Genomic DNA, 25,955 nt, shown 5'->3' with positions numbered 1-25,955 from the left:
AGTATTTAGGGACTAAGTTTTTAGTCCCTGTTTTGGAATTTGGTACGCTTACTGCCCTCATACATTTCATACTTCACCAACCTTGCTTCCAGCTTACCGTTAAACAGTTTTATTTTGCGTGATGGTTTCAGTCCTACAAACTTAAGCGCTTCAAGATTAGCTGTAATAAACCATGCGTTAGTATTTGGATACTCCTGTTTTAAAGTATCACCTAATTCTCTGTAAAAACGCTCTAAATTAATGTCAAGCCTTTCCCCGTATGGAGGGTTAAATACCATGTGAAGCGGACCTTTACTCTGCTTTTGTGTTTCAAAAAAGTTCTCTTGTGATATGGTTATATACTCATCAAGATTAGCATTCCTAATATTGTCTTTAGCCTTCATTACTGCCGACGGAGCCTTATCATACCCTTTAATGGTATAATGAAATTCTCTTGTCTTTTTCAATAGTGAATCAACTATAGTATCAAAAAGGTCATTATCCCAATCGTGCCATTTTTCAAAAGCAAATTCCTTACGGTTTATATTTGCCGGAATATTACAGGCTATCATAGCAGCTTCTGCCAGTATAGTACCACTACCACACATTGGGTCTAAAAAGTCACTCTCTCCTTTCCAGCCCGAAAGTAATAACATACCCGCAGCAAGGACCTCGTTTATCGGAGCTATGTTAGTAGCCGTTCTATACCCTCTGTGGTGTAACGATGCTCCCGAGGTATCAAGCGCTACAGAACACTGATCGTCATGAATATGAACGTTTATCCTTAAATCAGGATAGTTTTTATCAATATCAGGCCTTTTACCAAACTTATCCCTAAACTGGTCTACAATAGCATCTTTAGATTTAAGGGCAACAAACTGCGAATGGTTAAAATGATCAGAGCTTAATGTAACATCAACCACAAAAGTATCGTTCACGTTGATGTACTCACTCCAGTCAACCGACTGAATTCCGTTATAAAGGCTCTTATCATTATAAGCCTTAAACTTTTTAACCGGTTTAAGTATCTTTAAGGCTGTACGCAGGGCTATATTAGCTTTGTACATAAAGCCCTTATCTCCTTTAAAGCTTACCATTCTCACTCCTTGCTCCACATCCTGTGCGCCAAGGGCTCTTAACTCGTTTGCCAGTATCTCTTCAAAACCAAAAAAGGTTTTGGCTATCATTGTATAATTATTTTCCATAATTCACGCTCAAATTCTTGGCAAAAATAAACTAAATTTGCGGGTACATTAAATGAATATGCAAAAAGAAACAAATAACTGGTTTGCATCCTGGTTCGATACACCCTATTACCATATACTCTATAAAGACCGTGACTATGAAGAGGCTCAGCTCTTTATGGACAATATTACCGGCTATTTAAACCTCCCGGAAGACGCTAAAATATTAGACTTAGCATGCGGAAGAGGTCGTCATTCCATCTACTTAAATAAGCTTGGATATGATGTAACCGGAGCCGATCTTTCGGAAAACAGTATAAAAGAGGCATCAAAACATACTAACGACAAACTACATTTTGTAGTACACGACATGAGAGATACATGTAACGAAAAGTATGATGCCATATTTAATTTGTTTACCAGTTTTGGCTATTTTGAGAGTGACGATGATAATCTCACTACACTAAAAGCCATACACAATAGCTTAACCGAATATGGTTTTGCTGTTATTGATTTTATGAATGTACATAAAATCATTGCGAATCTGGTTCCTCAGGAAACTAAAGTAATAGACGGTATAGAGTTTCACGTAAAGCGTTATGTGGAAGACAACCATATTATAAAAGAAATTAATTTTAACGATAAAGGACAACAGTTCCATTTTACAGAAAAAGTAAAGGCTCTTACCCTTGAAGATTTTGAAACCATGATGGAAGAGGCAGGTATTTACCTGCTGGATGTTTTTGGGGACTATAAGCTGCATAAGTTTTACAAAAATGAATCTGAACGTTTAATAATGATCTTTAAATAACCCATGATATATTTATTGCCCTTACTATCAGTAATTTTAGGTTATGCAATAGCTTTAATATTAAAGCCTACTAACCGCAAGAACCTCAAGCTACTTTTGGCTTTTAGTGGTTCGTTCCTGCTTTCATTAACCGTAATGCATCTGTTGCCCGAAGTTTATGAAACAAGTCTGCATGCACATCACGGTCATGATCATGATCATTCACATAACAGCCCTATAGGTATATACATAATGGCAGGTATTATATTCCAGATTATTTTGGAATATTTCTCTAAGGGTGCCGAACACGGACATGTACATGGTAGCGGTCATAATCATGAGCATGACCACTCAAAAATGCCATGGCTTCTTTTTATAAGTTTATGTATACATGCGTTACTGGAAGGTATGCCTGTAAGCCATCATCATGATATGGCCTGGGGTATTGCAATACACCACTTTCCTATTGCGATTATACTAACAGCTTTCTTTATAAACAGCGGACTTAATAAAACCATCGTTATGCTGTTTATGCTTGTATTTGCCTTTATGACTCCGCTTGGAACACTGTTGTCAGAACAATTACATTTTATAGAACATTACTTTACAGAAATTTCTGCTGTGGTAATAGGTATTTTATTCCACATTTCATCAACCATTATTTTTGAAAGTAACGAAGGGCATAAGTTTAACCTTGCTAAGCTTTTAGCTATTATACTTGGGGTTATTATGGCTTATTTTCTGTAATTTTACCCTAAAACACAATATATTCATGTCGTTTACCAAAACTACAGAGCAAAGTTCAAAATACGAGCACCTCGAAAAGATGTCGGTTTCACAGTTACTTCACAATATAAACAACGAAGATAAAACCGTACCTCTTGTTATTGAAAAGGCGCTACCGCAAATTGAAGCCTTAATAGAGCAGATTATCCCAAGAATGAAAGAAGGCGGACGGTTATTTTATATAGGTGCCGGTACCAGTGGGAGATTGGGAATTGTAGATGCTTCCGAATGTCCTCCTACCTTTGGCGTTCCTTTTGATTTGGTAATAGGTCTTATTGCCGGTGGTGATACTGCCATTCGTAAAGCCGTAGAATTTGCCGAAGACGATAAAGAACAGGCATGGAAAGATCTTTCTCAATACAACATAAACGATAAAGATACTGTAATAGGCATAGCAGCTTCGGGTACTACTCCATATGTTATAGGCGGACTTGAAAAATGTAATGAGAATAATATCCTTACCGGATGCATTACCTGCAACGAAGGCAGTCCGTTAGCTAAAACTGCCAAATACCCTATTGAAGTGGTTGTGGGACCAGAGTTTGTAACCGGAAGCTCGCGCATGAAAGCAGGTACTGCACAAAAACTGGTACTAAACATGATATCTACAGCGGTGATGATTCAGCTGGGTCGTGTAAAAGGCAACAAAATGGTAGACATGCAACTAAGTAACCACAAACTTGTAGACAGAGGTGTACGAATGATTATGGATGAACTTAATGTATCCCGTGAAGAGGCAGCAAAGCTTTTACAGGAGCATCAAAATGTTAGGAAAGCGATAGAAAGTTATGGCAACAGATAAAAAAATACTTGTAAAAGGCTTAACACGTTTAGGATGGGCATTACCTATGTTTTTTATAGGCCCTGTAATTATACACAGTTCCTTTAAAAATCAGGAACATCCGTTTTATGTACCTATACTTGGTGTTGGTATAATAATTTGTATCAGCGCCATGGTGTTTATGCTTTTAGGAATAAAAACCATAATAAAAAGCCTTTTTGAAGGAGATAAAAATGAGCATCAGTAAACAATATCTTCACAGTATAAAAAAACAGTTTGAGTACTACAAAAACGTAGCCGAAAGAGCTATGGAACAACTGGAACCACAACAGCTTTTTTATTCCTTTAATGATGACTCAAACAGCATAGCTGTTATTGTAAAACACTTACACGGAAACATGATGTCAAGATGGACAGATTTCCTTACTACAGATGGTGAAAAGGACTGGAGAAACCGTGATGATGAATTTGAACAGCCTGTTACTGATAAGGAAGGTTTAATGAAGTTATGGGAAGAAGGATGGTCTTGTTTCTTTAATACAATAAATAGCCTTACTCCCGAAAATTTGACTGATATTATTTATATAAGAAATGAGGGACATACAGTGATGGAAGCCATAAACCGACAGCTTTCCCACTACCCTTACCATATTGGGCAAATAGTATTCTTAGCAAAACAGATTAAAAACACTCCTTGGGACAGCCTTACCATTCCCAAAAACAAATCAGGGGAGTATAATAAACAGAAGTTTGAACAGGAAAAAGGACAAAGAAGCTTTTTAGATACCGAACTCAATAAGATTAAAAAGAATAACCAATGAAAAAACTACTAATACTACCTGCAATACTTTTATTAGCTTCATGCTTCCAACAGGAACGTAATTGTACTGATTTCAAAACGGGTAAGTTTAAGTTTGAACAGGTAATAGACGGTAAAACAGAAACCACCATTTTTGAAAGAACCGAAGATCTGGAAATAGATACCTATGAGGGTAAAAGCGATACAGCTTCCATTCGCTGGATTAATGATTGCGAATATATTGTACAAAAAATCCATCCTAAAAACATGCAGGAAAAAAAAGCTGTACACATGAAAATACTAACCACAAAAGGAGATTCATATACTTTTGAATATTCTTTTGTAGGAGACAGCAACAAACAAAAGGGTACTGTAACAAAAATTGATTAACTTCACAGTTATGGAAATTTTCTTAAATCCTAATACCTGGGTAGCATTACTAACTCTTACGTTTTTAGAAATCGTATTGGGTATAGACAACATTATCTTTATATCTATAGTTACCGGTAAGCTACCTGAAGAAGAACGTAAAAAAGCTACAAGGCTTGGTCTTTTCCTTGCAATGTTTATGCGTATTGCCCTGTTGTTTGGGGTAACATGGCTTATCGCCATGAAAATGGTACTCCTCCCTATTGACTGGGGATGGTTTAGCGCCGATATTACGGGACAGGCTTTAGTGCTATTGGTAGGAGGTTTATTCCTTATATACAAGAGTACAAAAGAAATTCATGAAAAAGTAGACCACAAAGGTGAAGAGGAAGCAGAGCTTAATACTAATAGTAGGAAAAAATCTTTCTCGGGTATAATATTACAAATACTCATGATTGATATAATCTTCTCGGTAGATTCTATCCTAACGGCTGTAGGTATGACAAACGGTGTTGAAGGCGCTCTTATAATAATGATTACTGCTGTAGTAATATCTGTAGGCATCATGATGTTGTTTGCGGTACCTGTTGGCACGTTTGTAAACAATAATCCTTCACTTCAAATATTAGGGCTTGCATTTTTAATACTCATAGGTTTTATGCTGATAACCGAAAGTATGCACTTATCTAATGCACAACTGGCAGGACAATATGTTGGTGCAATCCCAAAAGGCTATTTATACTTTGCTATTGCGTTTTCTGTTTGCGTAGAGTTCATAAACATGAAAATGAGGAAAAAAGAAGTTAAATAATATAAAAGACATATAACTAAAAAGTCCCGAATTTAACGGGACTTTTTGTTTTATTCATCATCTAATGATAAGGTTATCTGTCCGTCATCATCAAGGCTTATTGTTGTATTTCCTTCTGTTAAATCAACTTCATCCTTCACCTCCATTTCTTCCGGTTCCGGTTCTTCTTCCGGTTCATCATAAGGTAATGATTCTAACAGATTAATTTGTCTTACTTTATCTGTGGTTAACTGGTTACCCAGTGCCTTTATACCTTTTACAGCAATAAAACCTTCAAGGTCTACTTCCATATTTTCTTTCTGTACTCCTTTTACCTTAGAGAAAATTATCTCGGCAACTGGTCTGTAATCAGTAGAAACTATTTCAAGTTGCGAGTTAGGATGCTCTGTTATAAAAATTTCTTCCCTGTTCTCGTTTTCAACCAAAAAGCGTTTTATATAGTAACGGCTTTTCTCTCCATCATAATAAATGGCAGAAATAGGCTTTTTAGGCACCCATTTTTCCAGTACAATCATTCCCTCTTCAAAGTGTGTGGAAAGATCAGGGATAATGGTTTTCACCTTGCCTGACTGATTAATGATTAGTAGCCTGTCGTTCGATTTGAATTCGCCAAGCAGCTCTCCCCTTCCGTCAACATTTAAACGCTGCACGGTATCGTCAAACCAAATCCTTCTCGGTTTTAAAGTAGATATACCTTTCTCTTTAAGTTCAATACGCTTAATAGGATATCTTGTCACTTTATTACCCTTTGAAGCACGCCCTTTTATGGCTAGCGAAGCAAAATCAAGATCAAATTTAAGTTTCTTGATACTTCCCACCTGTCTTAGCAGTATAGTAACGACTTCAGCTTCACCGTTTGGATTACCCGAGAAGTATACTATTTGCGAACCTTTATTCCCCTGAGTCAAATCATACAATTTATCTCTGGTAATACTGGTTACATTAAATCGTTTTACGTAGGATGGTCCCGACTTACCGTCTCGGTAAATCATGTTGTAAATTGTACGCTTATCGTTTTTGGTAAATACGGCAACATAAATAATGTCTTTACCCACAAAGGTTTTTACATCTACTTTTGTTACCATCATGTTACCATCCCTTAAAAATACAATTACATCGTCAATATCAGAACAATCGGCAACATACTCGTCTTTTTTAAGTCCGGTACCTACAAAACCTTCTTCGCGGTTAACATAAAGCTTGGTATTGCGTAAAACAACCTTAGTTGCCTCAATATTATCAAAGTTCCTAATCTCAGTTTTACGTTCCCTGCCTTTACCATATTTCTCTTTCAGGTTCTGGAAGAAATCAATGGCAAAATCAATTATATGCTCTAAATTATGCTTAACCTTTTCGATATCGCCTTCAAGAGACTCTATTTTCTCCTGAGCTTTGTCAATGTCAAACTTAGAGATACGTTTAATTCGTATTTCGGTAAGTCTTACAATATCCTCTTCGGTTACTGCACGCCTAAGGTGTTTTGTAAAAGGCTTTAAGCCTTCATCGATAGCCTTAATAACGCCTTCCCATGTTTCCTCTTCCTCAATACGGCGGTAAATCCTGTTTTCAATAAAAATACGCTCTAGCGACTGGAAATGCCATTGCTCTTCAAGCTCGTTAAGTTCAATTTCCAGCTCACTTCTTAAAAGTTCCACCGTTCTTTCGGTCGACATTCTAAGCATATCGCTTACCCCTACAAACAGCGGTTTTTGATCCTGAATAACACAGCCAAGTGGTGCTATAGATGTTTCGCAGGCCGTAAAGGCATAAAGGGCGTCGATAGTCTTATCAGGCGAAACACCATTAGGTAGATGTATTAATATCTCAACATCTGCCGCAGTGTTATCCTCAATCTTACGTATTTTTATTTTACCTTTTTCGTTAGCTTTAAGTATACTATCTATTAACGAAGTAGTATTAGTGGTAAAAGGTATTTGTGTAATAACCAGCGTACTCTTATCCTGCTGTGAAATTTTAGCACGTACTCTTACACGACCTCCCCTCATACCATCGTTGTAGTTAGACATATCGGCCACACCTCCTGTAGGGAAATCAGGATAAAGTGTAAAAGATTTTTTCTTTAATATCTTAACCGAAGCATCTATAAGCTCAAGAAAGTTATGCGGAAGTACTTTGGTAGATAAACCTACCGCAATACCCTCGGCACCCTGAGCCAATAGTAACGGGAACTTAACCGGAAGGTGTACCGGTTCATTTTTACGTCCGTCATAAGACGACTGCCAGGTAGTAATCTTAGGACTATACAATACATCGAGCGCAAACTTGGAAAGTCGCGCCTCAATATAACGGGGAGCAGCCGCTCCGTCGCCTGTAAGAATGTTACCCCAGTTACCCTGAGTATCGATAAGCAGGTCCTTCTGTCCTATTTGTACCATGGCGTCACCTATACTGGCATCTCCGTGCGGGTGATACTGCATAGTGTGCCCTACCACGTTAGCCACCTTGTTGTAACGGCCATCGTCCAGTTCTTTAAGGGAATGCATTATCCTGCGCTGTACCGGTTTAAAACCATCTTCAATGGCAGGTACGGCACGCTCCAGGATAACATAGGAAGCATAATCCAAAAACCAGTCTTTATACATACCCGTTACCTTGGTAATGGTATCCTGTGACTCCGGATTATCCGACTTTTCGTAAAAATTTTCGCCTTCTAACGGCTCTAAGTTTTCTTCGTCCATGTATTTACTTCCAAATTAAAATTTGAAATAATATGTATGTGAATTGGGATTATTCATCAACAACATCAAGTTCAACCTTTAGGTTATTGATAATAAACTCCTGCCTGTCCGGCGTGTTTTTACCCATATAGAATTCCAATAGGGTCTCTACTGATGTCGCTTTATCCATCAATACAGGATCCAAACGTATATCCTGACCAATGAAGTGCTGGAACTCATCGGGCGAAATCTCACCCAAACCTTTAAATCGGGTTATTTCAGGCTTGCCTTTAAGTTTCTCAATGGCATTACGGCGTTCCTCATCAGAGTAGCAGTATATGGTTTCCTTTTTGTTCCTTACACGGAATAAAGGTGTTTGTAATATATACAAATGGTTCTCCTTTATCAGCTCAGGGAAAAACTGTAAAAAGAAGGTAATTAACAGCAGGCGTATGTGCATACCGTCAACATCGGCATCGGTTGCAATTACAATGTTGTTGTAACGCAGGTTCTCCATATCCTCCTCAATATCAAGCGCAGCCTGTAAAAGGTTAAACTCTTCGTTCTCATAAACAATTTTCTTGCTCATGCCATACGAGTTTAAAGGTTTACCACGTAAACTGAAAACCGCCTGTGTATTAACATCCCTTGACTTGGTAATAGAACCTGAAGCCGAATCTCCCTCAGTAATGAAAAGTGTACTTTCCAGACTTCGCGGATTTTTAGCATCGGTTAAGTGTACCCTACAGTCTCGTAATTTCTTGTTGTGAAGACTTGCTTTCTTCGCCCTGTCCCTTGCCAGCTTACGTATACCTGAAAGTTCTTTACGCTCACGCTCTGCCTGTAATATCTTTTTCAGCAGGGCTTCTGCCACATCCGGATTACGGTGCAGAAAGTTATCCAGTTTGGTTTTAATAAAATCGTTTACAAAAGTACGTACCGTAGGCTGGTTTGGCCCCATATCGGTAGAACCCAGCTTGGTTTTTGTCTGCGATTCAAATACAGGTTCCTCTACCTTAACGCTAATAGCACTAACAATAGATTTCCTTATATCTGCCGCTTCAAAGTTTTTGTTATAAAACTCTTTTACAGTCCTCACTATAGCCTCACGGAAAGCCCCTAAATGGGTACCTCCCTGAGTGGTATTCTGTCCGTTAACGAAAGAGTAATACTCTTCACTGTATTGGGTTTTACTGTGAGTAATGGCAACTTCTATGTCTTCATCCTTAAGATGAATTATAGGGTAAATCCTGTCATCCTCATGTATTGTTTCTCCAAGAAGATCTTTAAGTCCTTCTTCAGAGTAATATTTTTCACCATTGAATATTATTGTTAGTCCTGTATTCAGGTAACAATAATTTTTGAGCATTTTTATAATGTACTCACTACGGTATTTGTAGTTTTTAAAAATGGTATCATCTGCAAGAAAACTGACTTTAGTACCTTTCCTTTTGGAAGTTTCTGTAAGCTCTTCCTCAGCAGTAAGTTCTCCGGCAGAAAACTCGGCAGCCTTGATTTGATTATCCCTAACCGACTCTACCCTGAAATAGCTTGAAAGTGCATTTACCGCTTTGGTACCCACACCATTTAAACCCACTGATTTTTTAAATGCTTTAGAGTCGTACTTACCACCGGTATTCATTTTGGAAACCACATCTACCACCTTACCTAAAGGAATACCACGCCCGTAGTCACGAACACTCACAGTTTTATCCTTCACGGTAACCTCAATGGTCTTACCGGTTCCCATTACAAACTCATCAATAGAGTTGTCTATAACCTCTTTTAAAAGAATATAAATACCGTCGTCTGGCGAAGAGCCGTCTCCCAGCTTACCAATGTACATACCCGGACGCATACGGATATGTTCCTTCCAGTCTAACGAGCGGATGTTATCTTCAGTGTACTGATTCTGCTCCAGCATAGTAAAATTTATGGATTTTCTGCTAATATATTATATCTGCAGAAAAAAAGAAAGCGCGAAAGGGGAAACTTATTAAAAGTCAGATAACTTTTATGAGTTTATTAATGTTTTATGACCTATCCCCTGTTTATGCGGTATGCAAGCACCGATTTTCTGTTAATATACAAGGTCAAAATACCTATTGAGTTGTTATTGAACTCTACTTCAAACTCGGCTACATCACCTTTAAAAACAGGTTTTACCATTTTAAAAATACGTTCCTTACTAAATGTATAAGCAACGGTATCCTGCGGACTGATATTTTTAATTTTAAAGGATAAAACCCCGTTTCTTACCCCTTTAAAAGTCCCGTATTTTGGAGTGATTAGTTCATACCCTCCCGAAAGATAATTGCCATAATACAATGGTAAATTAGCAAATTCTTTTTCGGTTTTATTTGTTAGCAACCATTTTTTATCGTCAGGAAAATGATTCAGAAAAAAAGTCTCAGGATTGGTAAAAAAGAAGGCATCGTTAAACCTGAATTCAAATCGCAAAGGATTACCTGTTGCCGTACCCGCAGCCCATGTTACATCGAGAAGTTCCCACTCACCCTCTATTTTAACAGCATTCCAGGCATGATCTCTCGCTCCCGGACCTGCACCCACGTGTGACGGGTGTGATTTTGAAGTCCCTGGTATTATTTCAGCTTCAAGCCCCACTTTATTTGCAACAACCTTAAATAACGCTGAATAACCGTGACACACCGCTTTTTTGCTTTTTAAGGTAGTTATAGCCAGTTTTTCATCCATTTCTTTCAATTTAGCCAGCTTTTCGGCTTCTGTACGGTATGAAAAACCTACGGGACGTTCATTAACACCATATTTACCAATATCGTATTCCACATTGAGAGCAATCCATGTAAATATAGCACGTGCCTTTTCATCATCACGTGTAAAATCAGCATTTACCTTTTCAGCAAATTTATCTAAAGATGAAAATTTATTTGGGTATCCTTTAACTACATCATCTACCTTGGTAAAATCCTGTGCGGTCATTTTACCGCTAAACAACGTGAAGAGTAATAAGATTATAACAGACTTAAAATGCGTTTTTTTCATGTATCATAACCACCAATAATCCTGCCAGTTATTTTAAAATATAAGTCACAACAAACTGTTGATCAATAACTATATTCAAATAATGGTCTGTACCTTTATTCACCTTAGCTTTGGCTGTCATTGTATTTGCATCAATTTCCATGTATTCCAGTTTATTGGTTCCGTCAGTAAAATAATATACAGCCATGTATGGATCGGCATCCTTAAATTTAATAACTATTTCTCCATTAGAAGGAATTGCAACCACAGCTGCAGAAGGTTCGGTAATTACATAATCTGCTTTTATATATTCGCCGTAATATAATGGCAGGTTTATAAATTCTTCTTTAGTTTTTTGGGTTAATAACCATTTTTCATCGTTAGGGTAATGATTAAGGAAGAATTTATCGGGTTCTGTAAAAAAATAGCCATCATTAAAGTTAGCCTTAAACTGCCCGGGGCCAACCATAATACCTGCTCCAAGTGTAGCATCTGCAAACTTCCATTCCCCGTTTATTTTAATTGCATTCCAGGAATGATTAACCGTTACAGGGCTTTTCCCTATATCCTGAGGGGAAGCTTTAAGAAAACCAACTATAGACACGCATTCAAGCCCAACCTCATTACTAAGTTTTTCAAACAGTTCTGTATAACCACGGCTGGTAGCCTTATTATTTTTTAAAGCCTTTGCTACTATTTCTTCTTTATATTTTTTTTCTTTCTGAACCCTTTCCTGTTCAGTTTTATAAGTAAACGCAGCTGTTCCTGACTGTACATCATCAAACTTAACATTTTGGGCTATCCAGCTAAAAACAGCTCTTGCCTTATCATTTTCAGATATAAAATCTTTTTTTATAAGCTGAGTCAATTGATTTACATCGGTAAACGAATGAGGATAAGAAGCAACAGTAGCATCTACAGTTGAAAAATCTTGTGAATAAACGGTTACCGAAAGTAGTAAAAAGAGTAATGCTATTTTTTTCATAGGTATGTTTTAAAGGCTCAAAGATATACTCTTATTTTAATACTAAAAACCCTAAAGTTTTCATTCCTTATTTATTTAAACAAAAGCCCACGAAATAAGAAGTATCATTTATATTTATTTAAAATTGCTTTATCATAAGTTGTCCATAAACAGGCTTTTTGGTTTGCTGCTTTTAGAGCATTATTAGTCCATGTGTTACAGGTATAAAACAGGCTGTATTTACCATTACCCTCATAAAAAGCATCATACTGCCCGTAGCTTCGGTTGGCTATCCAAATTACCTCTCCGCTTGCATCATACTCAAAACTTTTTTCAATATAATCAACTAATTTTTCGTAATCCTGTCTTTTAATGGTAAGCTTAATACAGTTATCATCCTGGCTTACAGTTTTATAAAACCTTGTATGCATAGCCGATGAACCCATGTAAAAAGCCGCGTTAAAAGCTGTACTGGCTTTAAGATCACTCCACTTTGGCGTGTTAAGGTAAAACCCTTTATCACCCCAGCCAAAAGCTACATATTTAGCCAAAGTATCGTTAGCCTTTGTTTCACTATACAGTATTTGTCCTGTCCAATCCTTTACTTCGTTTTTTACAGGTACTATAATATCTGTATGCACACCGTTAGAGTTTACATATACAACAATATCTCCTTTTTGAGCATTGGCATTTACAGTAATGTACGACAACACAAGTGTAGCAAGTACGTACACCAGCACAAAACAAAACAGACCTACAATTAGCTTTTTAAAAACCTTTAAGGACCATTTAAGAATTAAGTTCATAATCGAAATTGCGTATAATGTCTTTTAACGCATTATCAAGCTCTTTATTGGAAATTGTTCCGTTTTCCACATCAAAATTCTCATTGAAAGATGGCAGCGAGAAGGTATCTTTTATATTACCTCCATACCATTTTAGGCTTATTTTAGCAGCTTCAAGCGAGTTTTTACCTCCAAACTTACCTGGCGAGGTAGACATTAATAATAATGGCTTATTAGCAAACACTTCCTTCTTTTGGCGTGAAGCCCAGTCGTATATATTTTTAAAGGCAACAGTCATCCCTGCATTATGTTCGGCAACAGAAATAACCAAAACATCGGCACTTTCAAGTTTTTCTAAAAACTTACCGGCAAGTTCCGGTTTTCCAATCTCCTTTTCCCTATCTACACTAAACAGTGGTAATTCGTAATCATTTAAGTCAAGCACCTCTACATCACCACCTTCAAAAAGACCTGCTGCATAAGTTGCCAGTTTTTTATTTATTGAATTTTTACTGCTGCTTCCGCCAAAAGCTACTATTTTCATAGAGTTTAAAATTTTAGGTTGATTTCTAAAATTACAAAAAATACTACAATAGTATAGTTGTTTAACAATCTATTATCAGCCTTTCTTTTTAGGATATTTATTGTAACCTGAAGGTTCTACCGAAAGAATTTTAGCGAACTCTTTTCTACTTGGATTAAGATAAACTTTAAGTGTATCCTCATCAGTTCGTATATCATCAACTAAGGCTTTGAGCTTCATAAAATCGCTTTTATCCTTAAAGTATTTCCAATACAAAGTATCTTTATGAATTGACAATATTCTTGCTAACCAAAACACCGAATCTTTTTCGCTCAGCACAAGCTGTCCCTTAAAGCGTTTAGCCTTGTGTTTTTCAGACAAAGAGAAAACAGTATCTCTTATTTCCTTATGAAAGAATATAGTATCCCCTTTTTCCTCAGTATCATAAACTACACTTTCATCCGGAGAAATTACAGTAAGCTTTCCTTTTTTATAAATAACACTATCGGTTAAAGTCTCTAATTCAGATTTTGTAATTTCACCATTAAGCAAGTACTTGTAGTAAATATCTTTTTCATCTATGTACAGTTTCCTAACGTCATCTGTAGTGGCATAAATCCCCCTGTATTTAGCCGGAAACGATTTCAAATCAGAATCATTAACAGGCTGCGGTTCTTTAAAATAAAACCGAACGCCATACTCTTCCATCATTGATGATTCTTTACAGCTTACAAGAATTAATAAAACTCCAAAAAGTAATACTTTTATCTTCATAGTTATCAAGGTATTTAAACCGAAAAATCTGTTAAAAACATTGTACCATCTTGCCTATCCAAAAAAAGCTTCTTATTTTCATAATCTCCTTTTACTTTCCAAACATCATAAGCTTTTATATCCTTTGGCATAAACCATTCAGGCTTATCAAAAAAGAAGAATAAAAAATCACTGTCTACTTCATTCTTTTTAATTTTGACTAAATTGTTTTTCTCTATTATCTTTGAAATTAACTGTGGATTATTCTCTATCTCTATAAAGAAACAATACTCATAAGTCCAGTGAGAAGATTGCCAAAACCATGAATTAATTATAGTTATATCATCTGGCTTTTCCTCATAAAAAATTCTTCCCCAATTGTCATCATTATCCTCCCATGTTCCACCCATAAAGCATCCTGACAATATGAATAACAACAATATATAAAAAGCTTTTTTCATCTTTATCATTTTACTTCCCTAAATATACATAAATAAAAGACTACAACTATGATCAATAATCTTTATATCATAACCGGGGGACCCGGTTGTGGCAAAACAACCTTAATAGAAAAATTAAAACAATATGGATATAACTGTATAGATGAAGCTGCACGTTCAATAATACAGGAACAGGTTAAAAATAACGGTGATGCCCTACCATGGAAAAATACATTTAAATACAAACAATTAATGCTCCAAAAAAGCATTGAAGATTATACAAAAGCTAACAAAGAATCAATAACATTTTTTGATAGAGGTATACCCGACACCGTATGCTATTCTAAAGTTTTAAATAAAGAAATTACCCCTGAAGAAAACTTAGCTTCAATAACTTACAGATATAACAAAAAAGTGTTTTGGTTACCTCCGTGGAAAGAAATCTATACAACAGATAGTGAAAGGAAACAAAACTGGACAGAAGCAAAGAGAACTGCATTTTTAATGCAAGAAACTTATTTAAACTATGGCTATGAAGTGATTAAAATCCCCAAAACAACCCCAAAAGAAAGAGCTTTGTTTATATTAGATAATTTAGATAATATTCAATAAAAAGCCCTGCTATAATATAGCAGGGCTTTTTATTATCTTTTAAGTAATTATTATACATTAAACCTGAAATGCATTACATCTCCGTCTTTAACAATATATTCTTTACCCTCTACTCTAAGTTTTCCGGCCTCTTTTACTTTAGCCTCAGATCCGTAAGCTACATAATCATCATAACCTATTACTTCTGCACGGATAAACCCTTTTTCAAAATCAGTATGGATAACACCTGCAGCCTGTGGCGCAGTATCACCTATTTGAATAGTCCATGCACGAACTTCTTTCACACCTGCTGTAAAATACGTCTGTAAACTTAATAACTTATAAGCCGAACGGATTAATGCGCTTGCTCCCGGCTCTTTCAAGCCAAGATCTTCAAGGAACATTTGGCGCTCTTCATAGCTCTCAAGCTCAGTAATATCTGCCTCTGTACCTACAGCAAGGAACATAACCTCTGCATTTTCATCTTTAACAAGTTCGCGTACTTTCTCTACATACTCATTACCTGTAGCAGCAGCGCCCTCGTCTACATTACAAACATAAAGTACAGGCTTAGTAGTAATAAGCTGGAACAATTGTATAAGCTCTTCTTCGTCCTGATTTTGAGGCTGTACCGTTCTGGCCGATTTACCCTGTAAAAGTGCTTCCCTGATTCTCTCCATTAAAGCAACTTCTGCCTGAGCTTCTTTATTACCGGTTTTAGCAGCTTTTCTGGCTTTTTCAAGACGCTTTTCTATTGTTTCAAGATCTTTAAGCTGAAGTTCAATATCAATAGTCTCTTTATCTCTAATAGGGTTAACATTACCGTCAACGTGTACAATGTTATCGTTATCAAAACATCTTAGTACGTGTATAATAGCATTACACTCTCTAATGTTTCCTAAAAACTGGTTCCCTAAACCTTCACCTTTACTGGCACCTTTTACAAGGCCTGCAATATCAACAATCTCTACAGTTGCAGGAATTACCCTTTCAGGGTTAACAAGCTCTTCCAATTTAGAAAGCCTTGGGTCTGGTACGTTAACCACACCTACGTTAGGCTCTATGGTACAAAACGGGAAGTTAGCACTTTGTGCTTTAGCATTTGATAAACAATTGAAAAGAGTTGATTTACCGACGTTTGGCAATCCTACAATACCTGCTTTCATTATGAAGTGATTTTTAAGGGTGCAAATATAAGTTTTTGAAATTAAAAAATCAGTAGCCCACTGTTTTAAAAAACATTGTTTTTTACCAATACTTTAGGTTTATATATAAATATATTTAACATTGAGACATTAACTTTGACGTAACAACCTTAAAACCAAAGACATTATGAAAAATTTAATAACAATATTAGTGCTTTTTTTCGGGGTCACGGTTTATGCTCAAAACACTAACGTTACTAAAGAAACCAAGACTACTACTGTAACGGTAGATGATGGTACAGGCGAACCTAAAAAACTGGTAAAAACACAGCATACAGAAGCCAGGCAAAATGTAGAGGTAAAACAAACAGGGCGTAATACTCTCAATAAAGACGTTAAGGAAACACCTGTAAAAGTTACCGAAACAACAACCCTATCGGGCGATGGAATAGCTACCCAGGAATTAGGAGAGACTATTCGTTACGAACTTAAAGGAAAAACCTATATACTTATAAGAGATAATAGCGGATTTAAAGTATACTCCCCCGAAAATGAAGAACTTGGCGTAATCAGGAAAACATCTAAAACTACTTACATATACCAAACCAAAGACCATAAAGTATCATTAGGATATTTTGACGATAACGGAAACTTTATTATTGAAAGTTATAACAATGATGATGACAGTGTAAAAACCGAGAGGTTTTCTAGAATTACTCAATAATAACTCCTTTATATACAAATGTAAATCCCAACCTGAGTTGGGATTTTTTATGGTTTTCAAATTCTCAATAAAACATGTAAAATTCTAATTAACATTATACATATATCCTTTTTTTTACTCTAACCTATTAGTTTACATAATTTTGGAGAAAAGAAAAACCAATGAAAACCACAATTACTTTACTGTTTTCCATTTTAATCTACTTTAACGCAGATGCCCAAAGTGAAAGCTTTAGCTGGGTTAATATCCCTCCCATTGATATTAGTCTTAACCCGGATATGATTGGATATACTAATGCTATTGACAATTCAGGTAATATATATACTGCTGGTTTTATGGATAACGCCACTCCGTGCTCGCCCGAAATTATGGGGAACTTATTTTACAACAAATATAACAGCAATGGCGAAATTATATTCAGTAAAACCTTTACGGGCACCGGAGCTATTTTTGATATGAAAACCGATACACAGGGAAACATACTCCTTGCATTAGGTTTTCAGGATAACATAACAATAAATAGTACCACTTATACTAGCGATGTTGCTTTTCAAACCAAATTATTACTTATAAAGCTAAATAGTGAGGGAGATGTTTTATGGTCGTATGAGCCTGTTATGGAAGGAGCAGAATCATGGGACGTAGTTTCAGATTTCAGATCCATAATAACCGATTCTAATAATAACATATACATAGGATATAACAACTTTGCCAACTCATTTATAACAAAACTTACATCAAGTGGAGATGAATTACTTACCATAACACAGGAAGACGTTAGGAGAATAACATCTTTAAGCACAGACAGCACAGGGAACATATATGCAGCAGGATCATGCGCCGATCCAAATGCAACCTTTGCGGGGATAACTGTAGAAAATAACTTTACTTATAATACTTATGCCGTAAAATACGACTCTGAAGGAAATTATCAATGGGTAAAATATATTGAGGATATCACCTGTCCTGAACCACAAATAGCAGCATATAATCAAAATGAGATATATCTAAGCTCTTTTCTTTTCGGGAGTTTTATGTTTGATGACATAACTACTGAAGGAGGTACTGCATTTGGTGATTTTTATTTAGCAAAACTTAATAGCGAAGGAGTATTTCAATGGGTTCAGGAAGCACCCGGAACAACTGGTCAGGTTATATTAGGTAAGAGAAACTTTCTTAATACAGACACTCAGGGAAATGTTTATATAACCGGAAAAACCAAGTGGGTAATAAACTGGAGTAACGGAATTACTACCGAACCAATAGGAAACTCTTATGATGCCCTTGTACTAAAATATTCTTCGGAGGGAGAGCTTTTAACAGTAAAAACCATTACAGGCGAAGGAGACAGCCGTATTGACAATATTATAACAGACGACAACGGTAACATGTATCTTACCGGAATGAGTTTAGGTAAAAACTATTTTGATGATATTATACATGATAGTACGGCATATAATTCTTTTTTGGCAAAACTAGGCACAACTGAATTAGACATAAAAGATAATACCTTAAAAGAAATAAGCCTGTACCCTAATCCATCATCTGATTATTTATATATAACAAACTTAGAAAACAGTAGTAAATTAAGCATATATAATACCATAGGACAGGAGGTGAAAAAAGTTTCCATAATTTCTAATGAAGGTATCCCCATTCAATCACTAAACAGCGGAGTTTACTTTATAAAAATTGAAGGATATAACCCTGTAAAGTTTATTAAAAACTAAAACTACTAATCTCTATATAAAACCCCTTTAGAATGTATTTGTGAATCTAAAGGGGTTTATTTTTTATTAAAAAAATTCAGTAATAATTTTCAAAATGTCGTTTTAGGATTTTTTAATGACTCTTATCCTCCATATTAATGACAAAACAAGCTGTATTGATTATCGAAATAAGGAAAAGCTATAATATTTAAATATTACAGATTGTTAAAATTACAATTACAAACTGATATATAGAAAATTAGCTTAGCACTAAATATTAAAAAATTCATAAATTAAGTACCGATAAATACAAAATAAATATTGAATATTCATTTTTTGCATTTTATATTAAAAAAAATAGAATTTTAAACTTTTTAACAGTTTTTGTTATTTAAAACACAAAAATTAATATTATAACTTTAAACAGTGTTTTTGTTGTATTTATTCACTTTAATTAAGTAATGTGATAATTAACACAAATTATACCTTAATTTTTTATAAATTTAAAGCCCTTTTAACAAACTAAATATTAATCTATGAGAAAAATTACATTTTTAATTCTCTTAATGTTCATTTCCTACAGCAATTATGCTCAGCTGCCTGGTGGCACCGAAGGATTTGAAACATGGCCACCGACAGGTTGGACTATAGAGGATAATGGTTCAGGTAATGTTCAATCCTGGCAACAAAGTACACTAGGTAACACTATATTACCTCCTTACGCAGGTGATTATGCCGCTTTTATTGACCGGGAAAATGTGCTCGACACCGATGAAACTCCGCAGGATTGGTTAATAACACCTTTACTTACTTTACCTAACAATCCACAACTTCGTTTCTTTTCACGCTTATCAGTAAATGGTGACGATGGAGGATTATATCGTATTATGGTTTCGACCGATGCTGATCCAGCTAACTTAACTGCTTATACTGAAATTATAGAGTGGACTGAATTAGTTTTAAATCCGGTACAACAGGAATATACTGAAAAAATTGTAGACCTTACAGGTTTGGCTGGTGAAGATGTGTATATCGCTTTTGTGATGGAAGGTGACTTTGCTGACAGATGGTTAGTTGATAACGTTAGCGTTGTAGAAGAATGTATAGCACCTACAGCTTTAACAGCTACTAACCCTACTCTCGATTCTGCCGATTTAAGCTGGACTCCAGACCCTGGTAGTGATACTTGGGAAATTGAAGTGGTAGAAGCTGCTGCTGCACCAACAGGAACAGGAGTTATTTATGATCAGGCATTACCATATCAGCCACCAGGGCTATTAGAAGGTACTGATTATAAATTTTATGTAAGAACAGTTTGTGGACCAGGTAATACAAGTGAATGGGCAGGCCCGTTAAACTTTAGTACTGCTTCTTTAGGAGAAACATGTGGTGCTCCTATAGATATTACTGCATTACCATACTCCACTACAGATGACACATCTAACTATGGTGATGACTATAGTGGTTCACCGGGTGCTTCAGGTTGTGGTACCACAAATCAATATCTTAATGGTGACGATGTAGTTTATGCGTATACCGCTACTGCAGACGGAGCTATTAGTATAGATGCAACAGGCTTAGGTAATTTTGCCGGTCTTTTTGTTTATGATGATTGTGCCGACATAGGTGTAGAATGTATAGGTGGAGCAACAGGAAATGCTACTACTCCTATATCATTATCTACAGTACCTGTACTGGCCGGTACTACTTATTATATAGTAATATCTACATGGGCAAACCCTCAGTCTACACCATATACTTTAACTGTACAGATTGTTAACTGTCCTCCGCCTACAACATTATCTGCTACTAACATTGATAATGATTCTGCTGATCTTTCATGGGATGCTAACGGAGCTACATCTTGGGAAATTGTAGTACAAAATGCCGGTGCTGGTATACCAGCCGGAGCAGGAACTACTATAACTGATAACAGTGACTATAATGTTACAGCTACTACAGCTGCAGTTGCCTTTACTGAAGCCACTACTTACGAATATTATGTAAGAGCCGATTGTGGTGATGGTACTTTTAGTGCATGGTCTGGGCCATATGTGTTTATGACTACACAGGTACCTGCTGCTATGGACTTCTCCGACGATTTTGAAGCGGTTTCAGGATGGTCTTTAAGTAATGGTACAGCCACTAACCAATGGACAATTGGTAACGCAACAAGTAATGGCGGAACACAATCACTTTATATAACAAACGATGGTGGTGTTTCAAATGCATTTACAAATAACTCTACATCTGTAGTGCATGCATATAGAGATATACAAATGCCGGCAGCTGTAGATCAGGTATTACTATCATACGACTGGAAAGCAGTTGGTGAATCCTGCTGTGATTACTTAAGGGTATGGATAGTTCCTGCTACTTTTGTTCCAACAGCCGGTACACTTATAACAGCGGGTGCCAGTGGCGGACAACAGTTTGGCGGAAACCAAAACATGAACGCTAACTTTATTACGGCTAACTATGTGGTAGATGCTTCTGCATATGCAGGACAGGTAGTACGTTTAATATTTGAATGGAGAAATGACGGTAGTATAGGTACAAACCCTCCTGCTGCTGTAGATAATGTTAACCTTTCGGTAATAACATGTCCTGCTCCTAGTGACCTTACATTAGATGATTTACAAATAGATCAGGCTACAGTATCATGGACAGGTCCAACATCTGTAACACCTACATTTGATTATTATCTTTCAACCTCAAACACAGCTCCTGATGATGCTACTACACCAACAGGAAACGTTACAGATCCAAACGTAACCCTTGATCCTCTTGATGATTCTACAGGATATTTCTTCTGGATAAGAAGTAATTGTGGTGCTGGTGACACTAGCTTCTGGGTAGGCCCCTTAGCATTCAGTACACCGCAAATCCCTGCTGATTTGAATTTCTATGATGATTTTGAAGGTGCTGTAAACTGGACATTAACTAATGGTACACAAACTAACCAATGGATAGTAGGTACCGCTACTAGCAGTAGTCCTGATAACTCATTATACATTACTAACGATGGTGGTGTTTCTAACGCTTTTACAAACAACAGTACATCTGTAGTACAGGCATACAGGGATATACAAATGCCGGCAACAGCGGTAGATGAAATAAGCGTTTCATTTGACTGGAAAGCGGTAGGTGAATCATGTTGTGATTATTTAAGAGTATGGATTACTCCTATAACATACACCCCTACTGCTGGAACTCAAACAACTACTGGTAACAGTAATGGTGTAAACATTACAGGTAACCTTAACATGAATAGTGACTGGACAACAGAAAACTATGTTATAGATGCTACTGGTTATACAAACCAAATTGTAAGAGTTGTTTTTGAATGGAGAAACGATGGTAGTGTGGGTACAAACCCTCCTGCTGCTGTAGATAACGTTAATATTGCTGTCATCACTTGTCCGGCTCCAGATAACTTAGTAGTTTCTAATATTACTGAAAACTCTGCAGATATAGCATGGGATGCTCCGGCAACAGCTCCGGATAGTTATGATTACTATCTTTCAACTTCAAATGCGAGCCCTGCTCCTGATGCTACACCAACAGGTAACGTAGATCCTACAAATGCTGATCTTGAAAGTTTAACTCCTTCTACAACATATTATGTATGGGTAAGAAGCAACTGTGGTACCGATGATTATAGCTTCTGGGTAGGTCCTGCTGTATTTAATACAACACAAATACCAGCTGATGTAACTTTTGACGAAGATTTTGAAAGTGGTACTGTAGAATGGACTTTAAACAATGGTACTGCTACTAACCAATGGGTAGTAGGCAGTGCTGTGAGTAATAGCCCTGATAATTCGTTGTACATCTCTAACGATAGTGGTATATCTCATGCATATACAAACAACTCAACATCTGTAGTTCACGCTTACAGAGACATCGCAATACCTGCTGATGTTGTTGGTGGTGCAATTTTCTCTTTTGACTGGATGGCTCTTGGAGAAAGCTGCTGTGACTACCTTAAAGCATGGATAGTTCCTGTAACCTACACCCCTACTCCAGGCACATTAATACCTAATGGTACAGGACAACAGTTTGGTGGTAACTTTAACCAAAGTAGTGAATGGACAAATCAAACTTATATATTTGATGCTTCAGTATATGCAGGACAAACCCTTAGGGTAGTTTTCGAATGGAGAAACGACGGTAGTGCAGGTTCAAACCCTCCTGCTGCTGTAGATAATGTACTTGTACAAATACTTACATGTCCCCAACCTATAGATCTTATAGCTGAAGGTATGCAGGGAACTCCGTTTATCAATCTTTCATGGACTCCTGTTGGTTCTGAAACACAATGGGAAGTTGTAATTCAGGAAATGGGATCCGGTGCTCCTGGTGACGAGCCAACCACATCTGTAATCGTTACTGATGATCCTAACTACATTACTGATATTGAAGAAGGTGTATTCTATGAATACTATGTAAGAGCTATTTGTGATGAAGATGATTTAAGTTTATGGTCTGGACCGGCGGTATTCTCAATATTCAACCCGCCTGGATGTGCTAATGTTGAGGCATATGACCCTAACTTAGATATAATAGTACCTGATGGTGAAATTATTGTTTGTCCTGGTGACGATGAGTGTTTAGCACTATCTGCAAACTATCTGCAAACCGGACAAACTTCATCTTATGAAATAGAATCTATCGAATATGCTCCGCCATTCCCATTTACGGGAGGTACTCCGGTATCGGTTGGTACAGATGACGTATGGTCTCCGGTAGTAGATCTTCCGTTTGATTTCTGTTTCTTTGGAGAAACTTATTCTGAAGTAATTGTTGGTTCTAATGGTGTTGTTTCTTTTGATACAACCGATGCTGAAGGGTATTGTCCGTGGGCATTTAATCAAACAATTCCAAACACAGGATTCCCTATCCTTAACGCTATTTATGGTGTGTATCAGGATATCGATCCTAACCAGGATAATGATGTAGCAAACCCTGATATTAACTATCAGGTACTAGGTACTTATCCTTGTCGTGCACTTGTAGTTAACTTCTCTGAAGTGGCTCAGTTTAGTGGTGCTTGTAACAATAACCCTGATATTGGCGCACAAACAACTCAAATTGTACTTTACGAAATTTCTAATATAATAGAAGTTTATGTTGGTAACAGGGTACCATGTACATCTTGGCAAAATGGTGCGGGTGTACTTGGGCTTCAAAATGCAACTGGTACCGAAGCATTTGTACCGGATGATAGAAATACAGGTTCATGGACTGCAACTGAGGAAGCTTGGAGGTTTACTCCTAATGGCGATTCAAACGTAGTTTTCGAATGGTTGCAGGATACTGCTTTCTTAAGCAATGAAACAGATATTACTGTGTGTGTGACTGAAGAACCAATTGTAATGACTGCACGTGCTACGTACACCACTTGTAACGGAGAAGAGTTCGTTAGAGAAACCAGCTTTACTCTTCGTTTGGCTGAAGAAATTCTTAATGGCGAAACTACTGATTTAACAGTTTGTTCTACAGATGGACCAGCTACGTTTAATTTAATGGATGGTGTTGCAGATATAATTGCAGGACTTACAAACCCGGAAAACTTTACCGTAACATTCTATACGTCAGAAGAAGCTGCTAACCTTGGAGATGATGATAACCTTCCGGAAATGTATGAAACAGATACTGATCAGACAATTTATGTAAGAATTCAGGAAAACGGAGGTGAATGTTTCTATGTGTTCTCATTTGATTTGATTATTTCAAACATTCCGCCACAATTTACAATTGATGGTGATCTTGAAGCATGTGAAGGCGAAACTGTAACACTTACAGTAACTCCTATCAACTTTACTGATACTGATAATGTAACTTACACATGGACATTAGACGGAGGACCTCTTGCAGATACTGGTTCAAGCATTATAGCTACAGAATCAGGAATTTATGAAGTTCTTGTAGATAATAGTGGTTGTTCAGCTACTGAAGCTGTTACTGTTACAATATACCCTATGCCGGTTGCAGATGTAATGGTAGATGTTGCAGAGTGCGATGCTTTTGTCCTTCCTACACTAAGTGCTAATAATAACTACTACACAGGTCCTAACGGAACAGGTGATATACTTGCCGCCGGAAGTGAAATATCTGCGAGTCAAACTGTTTACATTTTTGCTCAAATACCTAATACTGATTGTACAGATGAGACAAGTTTCGTTGTAGATATAGTTCCTACTCCTATTATTAGTGTTAACCAGGGTTGTGAAGGCGGAATTTATATGCTTGAAGTAGCTCTTGATGAAAACTATACAGAAAGTACAGTTAATATTGACTGGACTGATGCGGGTGGTGCCACTATAGGTACAGGTTTAACCGCTACAGCTACAGAAGTTGGTGTTTACACCGTAACTGTAACGCCGGTTGGAGGCGATATCTGTTCATCATCATTTGAACTTACTGTTGATAATGTTGCCTGTATGATTCCTAAAGGTATCTCTCCAAATGGGGATACAATGAACGATGAGTTTGATCTTACCGGATTTGGAGTTACCAAAATAAGCATCTTTAACCGATACGGTAAAGAAGTTTACAGTCAGGGATCTTATAACAAAGAATGGTATGGCCAGGACAAAAAAGGTAATGAGCTACCAACAGGTACTTACTATTACTCTATCGAATTAGGTAACGGTGATAGTAAAACCGGATGGGTTTACATTAACAGAGAGGAGAACTAAGAATAAACTTAAAGGCAAACAGGCTGCGGAACCCTTTTCAGGGTTCCCCGGCTCTTGCTTTTGCCTAACGATAAAGAAAACACACACATGAAGAAAATATACCTAGCGGCGCTTGTTGCGCTGTGCGGCCTGGCAGATGTTTCTGCCCAGCAGGATCCGCACTACACGCAGTACATGTATAACATGAACGTGATCAACCCTGCCTATGCGGGATCGAAGGAGAACTTATCCTTCGGGCTTTTATACCGTAAACAGTGGGTTGACATCGAGGATGCGCCAACTACGGCGACCTTTTCGGGCAGCAGCCCTGTGGGCAAGAACGTAGGATTGGGACTATCGGTAATCAACGATGAGATAGGTCCTGTAAAAGAAACCAACGTATATGCCGACTTTTCCTACACCCTTAACCTTGGCGGGGAGCACCGTTTAGCCTTAGG

22 protein-coding genes are annotated in these 25,955 nt (G+C 36.9%); 12 read left to right on the top strand and 10 right to left on the bottom strand.

Annotation, left to right across the window (positions count from 1 at the left end; translation table 11 throughout):
• Positions 1–20: 20 nt before the first annotated feature.
• A complete protein-coding gene (locus tag ABS768_RS00110; RefSeq protein WP_408072783.1) occupies positions 21–1,184 on the bottom strand; it encodes a THUMP domain-containing class I SAM-dependent RNA methyltransferase in 1,164 nt (387 codons plus the stop codon).
• Positions 1,185–1,242: 58 nt separating this feature from the next.
• On the opposite strand from ABS768_RS00110, the gene ABS768_RS00105 reads away from it, so the two are divergent.
• From ABS768_RS00105 to ABS768_RS00075, 7 genes are read left to right on the top strand one after another with little or no spacing between them, the layout of a single operon-like run.
• Positions 1,243–1,974 carry an SAM-dependent methyltransferase gene (locus ABS768_RS00105; protein ID WP_408072782.1) on the top strand — a complete coding sequence of 244 codons (732 nt, stop codon included), beginning with the start codon at positions 1,243–1,245 and terminating at the stop codon, positions 1,972–1,974.
• Positions 1,975–1,977: 3 nt separating this feature from the next.
• Entirely contained in the window at positions 1,978–2,700 is a 723-nt protein-coding gene (locus tag ABS768_RS00100) for a ZIP family metal transporter (protein ID WP_408072781.1), read from the top strand.
• A 25-nt stretch (positions 2,701–2,725) separates the two neighbouring features.
• Entirely contained in the window at positions 2,726–3,541 is an 816-nt protein-coding gene (gene murQ / locus ABS768_RS00095; protein WP_408072780.1) for an N-acetylmuramic acid 6-phosphate etherase, read from the top strand.
• Positions 3,528–3,767: a DUF6095 family protein gene (locus ABS768_RS00090; protein ID WP_408072779.1), complete on the top strand. Its 240-nt coding sequence runs from the start codon at positions 3,528–3,530 to the stop codon at positions 3,765–3,767. The genes murQ and ABS768_RS00090 overlap by 14 nt, the downstream gene beginning before the upstream one ends.
• Positions 3,754–4,341, top strand: coding sequence for a DUF1572 family protein (locus ABS768_RS00085; RefSeq protein WP_408072778.1), 588 nt, complete (start codon positions 3,754–3,756; stop codon positions 4,339–4,341). The genes ABS768_RS00090 and ABS768_RS00085 overlap by 14 nt, the downstream gene beginning before the upstream one ends.
• A complete protein-coding gene (locus tag ABS768_RS00080; RefSeq protein ID WP_408072777.1) occupies positions 4,338–4,709 on the top strand; it encodes a DNA topoisomerase IV in 372 nt (123 codons plus the stop codon). The genes ABS768_RS00085 and ABS768_RS00080 overlap by 4 nt, the downstream gene beginning before the upstream one ends.
• 10 nt (positions 4,710–4,719) lie before the next feature.
• Positions 4,720–5,499: a TerC family protein gene (locus ABS768_RS00075; protein ID WP_408072776.1), complete on the top strand. Its 780-nt coding sequence runs from the start codon at positions 4,720–4,722 to the stop codon at positions 5,497–5,499.
• A gap of 50 nt (positions 5,500–5,549) precedes the next feature.
• Here ABS768_RS00075 and ABS768_RS00070 read toward each other — a convergent pair whose 3' ends face one another.
• The 8 genes from ABS768_RS00070 to ABS768_RS00035 form a co-directional block, all read right to left on the bottom strand.
• Entirely contained in the window at positions 5,550–8,198 is a 2,649-nt protein-coding gene (locus ABS768_RS00070; protein ID WP_408072775.1) for a DNA gyrase/topoisomerase IV subunit A, read from the bottom strand.
• A 49-nt stretch (positions 8,199–8,247) separates the two neighbouring features.
• On the bottom strand, positions 8,248–10,101 hold the full coding sequence (locus ABS768_RS00065) for a DNA topoisomerase IV subunit B (protein ID WP_408072774.1): 1,854 nt from the start codon (positions 10,099–10,101) through the stop codon (positions 8,248–8,250).
• A 116-nt stretch (positions 10,102–10,217) separates the two neighbouring features.
• Positions 10,218–11,201, bottom strand: a complete 984-nt coding sequence (locus ABS768_RS00060) for a transglutaminase domain-containing protein (protein ID WP_408072773.1) — start codon at positions 11,199–11,201, stop codon at positions 10,218–10,220.
• A gap of 28 nt (positions 11,202–11,229) precedes the next feature.
• A complete protein-coding gene (locus tag ABS768_RS00055; protein ID WP_408072772.1) occupies positions 11,230–12,165 on the bottom strand; it encodes a transglutaminase domain-containing protein in 936 nt (311 codons plus the stop codon).
• 104 nt (positions 12,166–12,269) lie between these two features.
• A complete protein-coding gene (locus ABS768_RS00050; RefSeq protein WP_408072771.1) occupies positions 12,270–12,950 on the bottom strand; it encodes a TIGR02117 family protein in 681 nt (226 codons plus the stop codon).
• Positions 12,934–13,473 carry an NADPH-dependent FMN reductase gene (locus ABS768_RS00045; protein ID WP_408072770.1) on the bottom strand — a complete coding sequence of 180 codons (540 nt, stop codon included), beginning with the start codon at positions 13,471–13,473 and terminating at the stop codon, positions 12,934–12,936. Before ABS768_RS00045 ends, ABS768_RS00050 begins: the two co-directional genes overlap by 17 nt.
• Positions 13,474–13,548: 75 nt before the next feature.
• Entirely contained in the window at positions 13,549–14,226 is a 678-nt protein-coding gene (locus ABS768_RS00040; protein ID WP_408072769.1) for a hypothetical protein, read from the bottom strand.
• Between the two features lie 14 nt (positions 14,227–14,240).
• Positions 14,241–14,666, bottom strand: a complete 426-nt coding sequence (locus ABS768_RS00035) for an RNA-binding protein (protein WP_408072768.1) — start codon at positions 14,664–14,666, stop codon at positions 14,241–14,243.
• A 48-nt stretch (positions 14,667–14,714) separates the two neighbouring features.
• Here ABS768_RS00035 and ABS768_RS00030 point away from each other — a divergent pair, with 48 nt between their 5' ends.
• Positions 14,715–15,257 (top strand): AAA family ATPase, encoded by a 543-nt coding sequence (locus tag ABS768_RS00030; protein WP_408072767.1) that lies wholly within the window; start codon positions 14,715–14,717, stop codon positions 15,255–15,257.
• A 50-nt stretch (positions 15,258–15,307) separates the two neighbouring features.
• On the opposite strand, the gene ychF is transcribed toward ABS768_RS00030, so the two are convergent.
• Positions 15,308–16,402, bottom strand: a complete 1,095-nt coding sequence (gene ychF, locus ABS768_RS00025; RefSeq protein ID WP_408072766.1) for a redox-regulated ATPase YchF — start codon at positions 16,400–16,402, stop codon at positions 15,308–15,310.
• 166 nt (positions 16,403–16,568) lie between these two features.
• Between ychF and ABS768_RS00020 the strand changes: the two genes are divergently transcribed.
• The 4 genes from ABS768_RS00020 to ABS768_RS00005 all read left to right on the top strand — a co-directional run.
• Entirely contained in the window at positions 16,569–17,105 is a 537-nt protein-coding gene (locus ABS768_RS00020; RefSeq protein WP_408072765.1) for a hypothetical protein, read from the top strand.
• A gap of 161 nt (positions 17,106–17,266) precedes the next feature.
• Complete coding sequence (locus ABS768_RS00015) at positions 17,267–18,835, top strand: T9SS type A sorting domain-containing protein (protein ID WP_408072764.1); 1,569 nt, start codon at positions 17,267–17,269, stop codon at positions 18,833–18,835.
• Between the two features lie 515 nt (positions 18,836–19,350).
• Positions 19,351–25,518: a fibronectin type III domain-containing protein gene (locus tag ABS768_RS00010; protein ID WP_408072763.1), complete on the top strand. Its 6,168-nt coding sequence runs from the start codon at positions 19,351–19,353 to the stop codon at positions 25,516–25,518.
• A gap of 87 nt (positions 25,519–25,605) precedes the next feature.
• Positions 25,606–25,955: PorP/SprF family type IX secretion system membrane protein (locus ABS768_RS00005; protein ID WP_408072762.1), on the top strand; the 350-nt coding region annotated here is incomplete at its 3' end.

It is taken from the genome of Flavobacterium rhizophilum, from assembly GCF_046000485.1.
GTDB lineage: Bacteria > Bacteroidota > Bacteroidia > Flavobacteriales > Flavobacteriaceae > Flavobacterium > Flavobacterium rhizophilum.
The sequence above is the reverse complement of the archived record's forward strand: the minus strand, read 5'-3'. Positions and strand labels throughout refer to the sequence as shown.

Excerpts from the sequence above, each read along its gene's own strand:
- ABS768_RS00110 (WP_408072783.1), bottom strand. The coding sequence starts at position 1,184 with ATGGAAAATAATTATACAATGATAGCCAAAACCTTTTTTGGTTTTGAA.
- ABS768_RS00105 (WP_408072782.1), top strand. The coding sequence starts at position 1,243 with ATGCAAAAAGAAACAAATAACTGGTTTGCATCCTGGTTCGATACACCC.
- ABS768_RS00100 (WP_408072781.1), top strand. The coding sequence starts at position 1,978 with ATGATATATTTATTGCCCTTACTATCAGTAATTTTAGGTTATGCAATA.
- murQ (WP_408072780.1), top strand. The coding sequence starts at position 2,726 with ATGTCGTTTACCAAAACTACAGAGCAAAGTTCAAAATACGAGCACCTC.
- ABS768_RS00090 (WP_408072779.1), top strand. The coding sequence starts at position 3,528 with ATGGCAACAGATAAAAAAATACTTGTAAAAGGCTTAACACGTTTAGGA.
- ABS768_RS00085 (WP_408072778.1), top strand. The coding sequence starts at position 3,754 with ATGAGCATCAGTAAACAATATCTTCACAGTATAAAAAAACAGTTTGAG.
- ABS768_RS00080 (WP_408072777.1), top strand. The coding sequence starts at position 4,338 with ATGAAAAAACTACTAATACTACCTGCAATACTTTTATTAGCTTCATGC.
- ABS768_RS00075 (WP_408072776.1), top strand. The coding sequence starts at position 4,720 with ATGGAAATTTTCTTAAATCCTAATACCTGGGTAGCATTACTAACTCTT.
- ABS768_RS00070 (WP_408072775.1), bottom strand. The coding sequence starts at position 8,198 with ATGGACGAAGAAAACTTAGAGCCGTTAGAAGGCGAAAATTTTTACGAA.
- ABS768_RS00065 (WP_408072774.1), bottom strand. The coding sequence starts at position 10,101 with ATGCTGGAGCAGAATCAGTACACTGAAGATAACATCCGCTCGTTAGAC.
- ABS768_RS00060 (WP_408072773.1), bottom strand. The coding sequence starts at position 11,201 with ATGAAAAAAACGCATTTTAAGTCTGTTATAATCTTATTACTCTTCACG.
- ABS768_RS00055 (WP_408072772.1), bottom strand. The coding sequence starts at position 12,165 with ATGAAAAAAATAGCATTACTCTTTTTACTACTTTCGGTAACCGTTTAT.
- ABS768_RS00050 (WP_408072771.1), bottom strand. The coding sequence starts at position 12,950 with ATGAACTTAATTCTTAAATGGTCCTTAAAGGTTTTTAAAAAGCTAATT.
- ABS768_RS00045 (WP_408072770.1), bottom strand. The coding sequence starts at position 13,473 with ATGAAAATAGTAGCTTTTGGCGGAAGCAGCAGTAAAAATTCAATAAAT.
- ABS768_RS00040 (WP_408072769.1), bottom strand. The coding sequence starts at position 14,226 with ATGAAGATAAAAGTATTACTTTTTGGAGTTTTATTAATTCTTGTAAGC.
- ABS768_RS00035 (WP_408072768.1), bottom strand. The coding sequence starts at position 14,666 with ATGAAAAAAGCTTTTTATATATTGTTGTTATTCATATTGTCAGGATGC.
- ABS768_RS00030 (WP_408072767.1), top strand. The coding sequence starts at position 14,715 with ATGATCAATAATCTTTATATCATAACCGGGGGACCCGGTTGTGGCAAA.
- ychF (WP_408072766.1), bottom strand. The coding sequence starts at position 16,402 with ATGAAAGCAGGTATTGTAGGATTGCCAAACGTCGGTAAATCAACTCTT.
- ABS768_RS00020 (WP_408072765.1), top strand. The coding sequence starts at position 16,569 with ATGAAAAATTTAATAACAATATTAGTGCTTTTTTTCGGGGTCACGGTT.
- ABS768_RS00015 (WP_408072764.1), top strand. The coding sequence starts at position 17,267 with ATGAAAACCACAATTACTTTACTGTTTTCCATTTTAATCTACTTTAAC.
- ABS768_RS00010 (WP_408072763.1), top strand. The coding sequence starts at position 19,351 with ATGAGAAAAATTACATTTTTAATTCTCTTAATGTTCATTTCCTACAGC.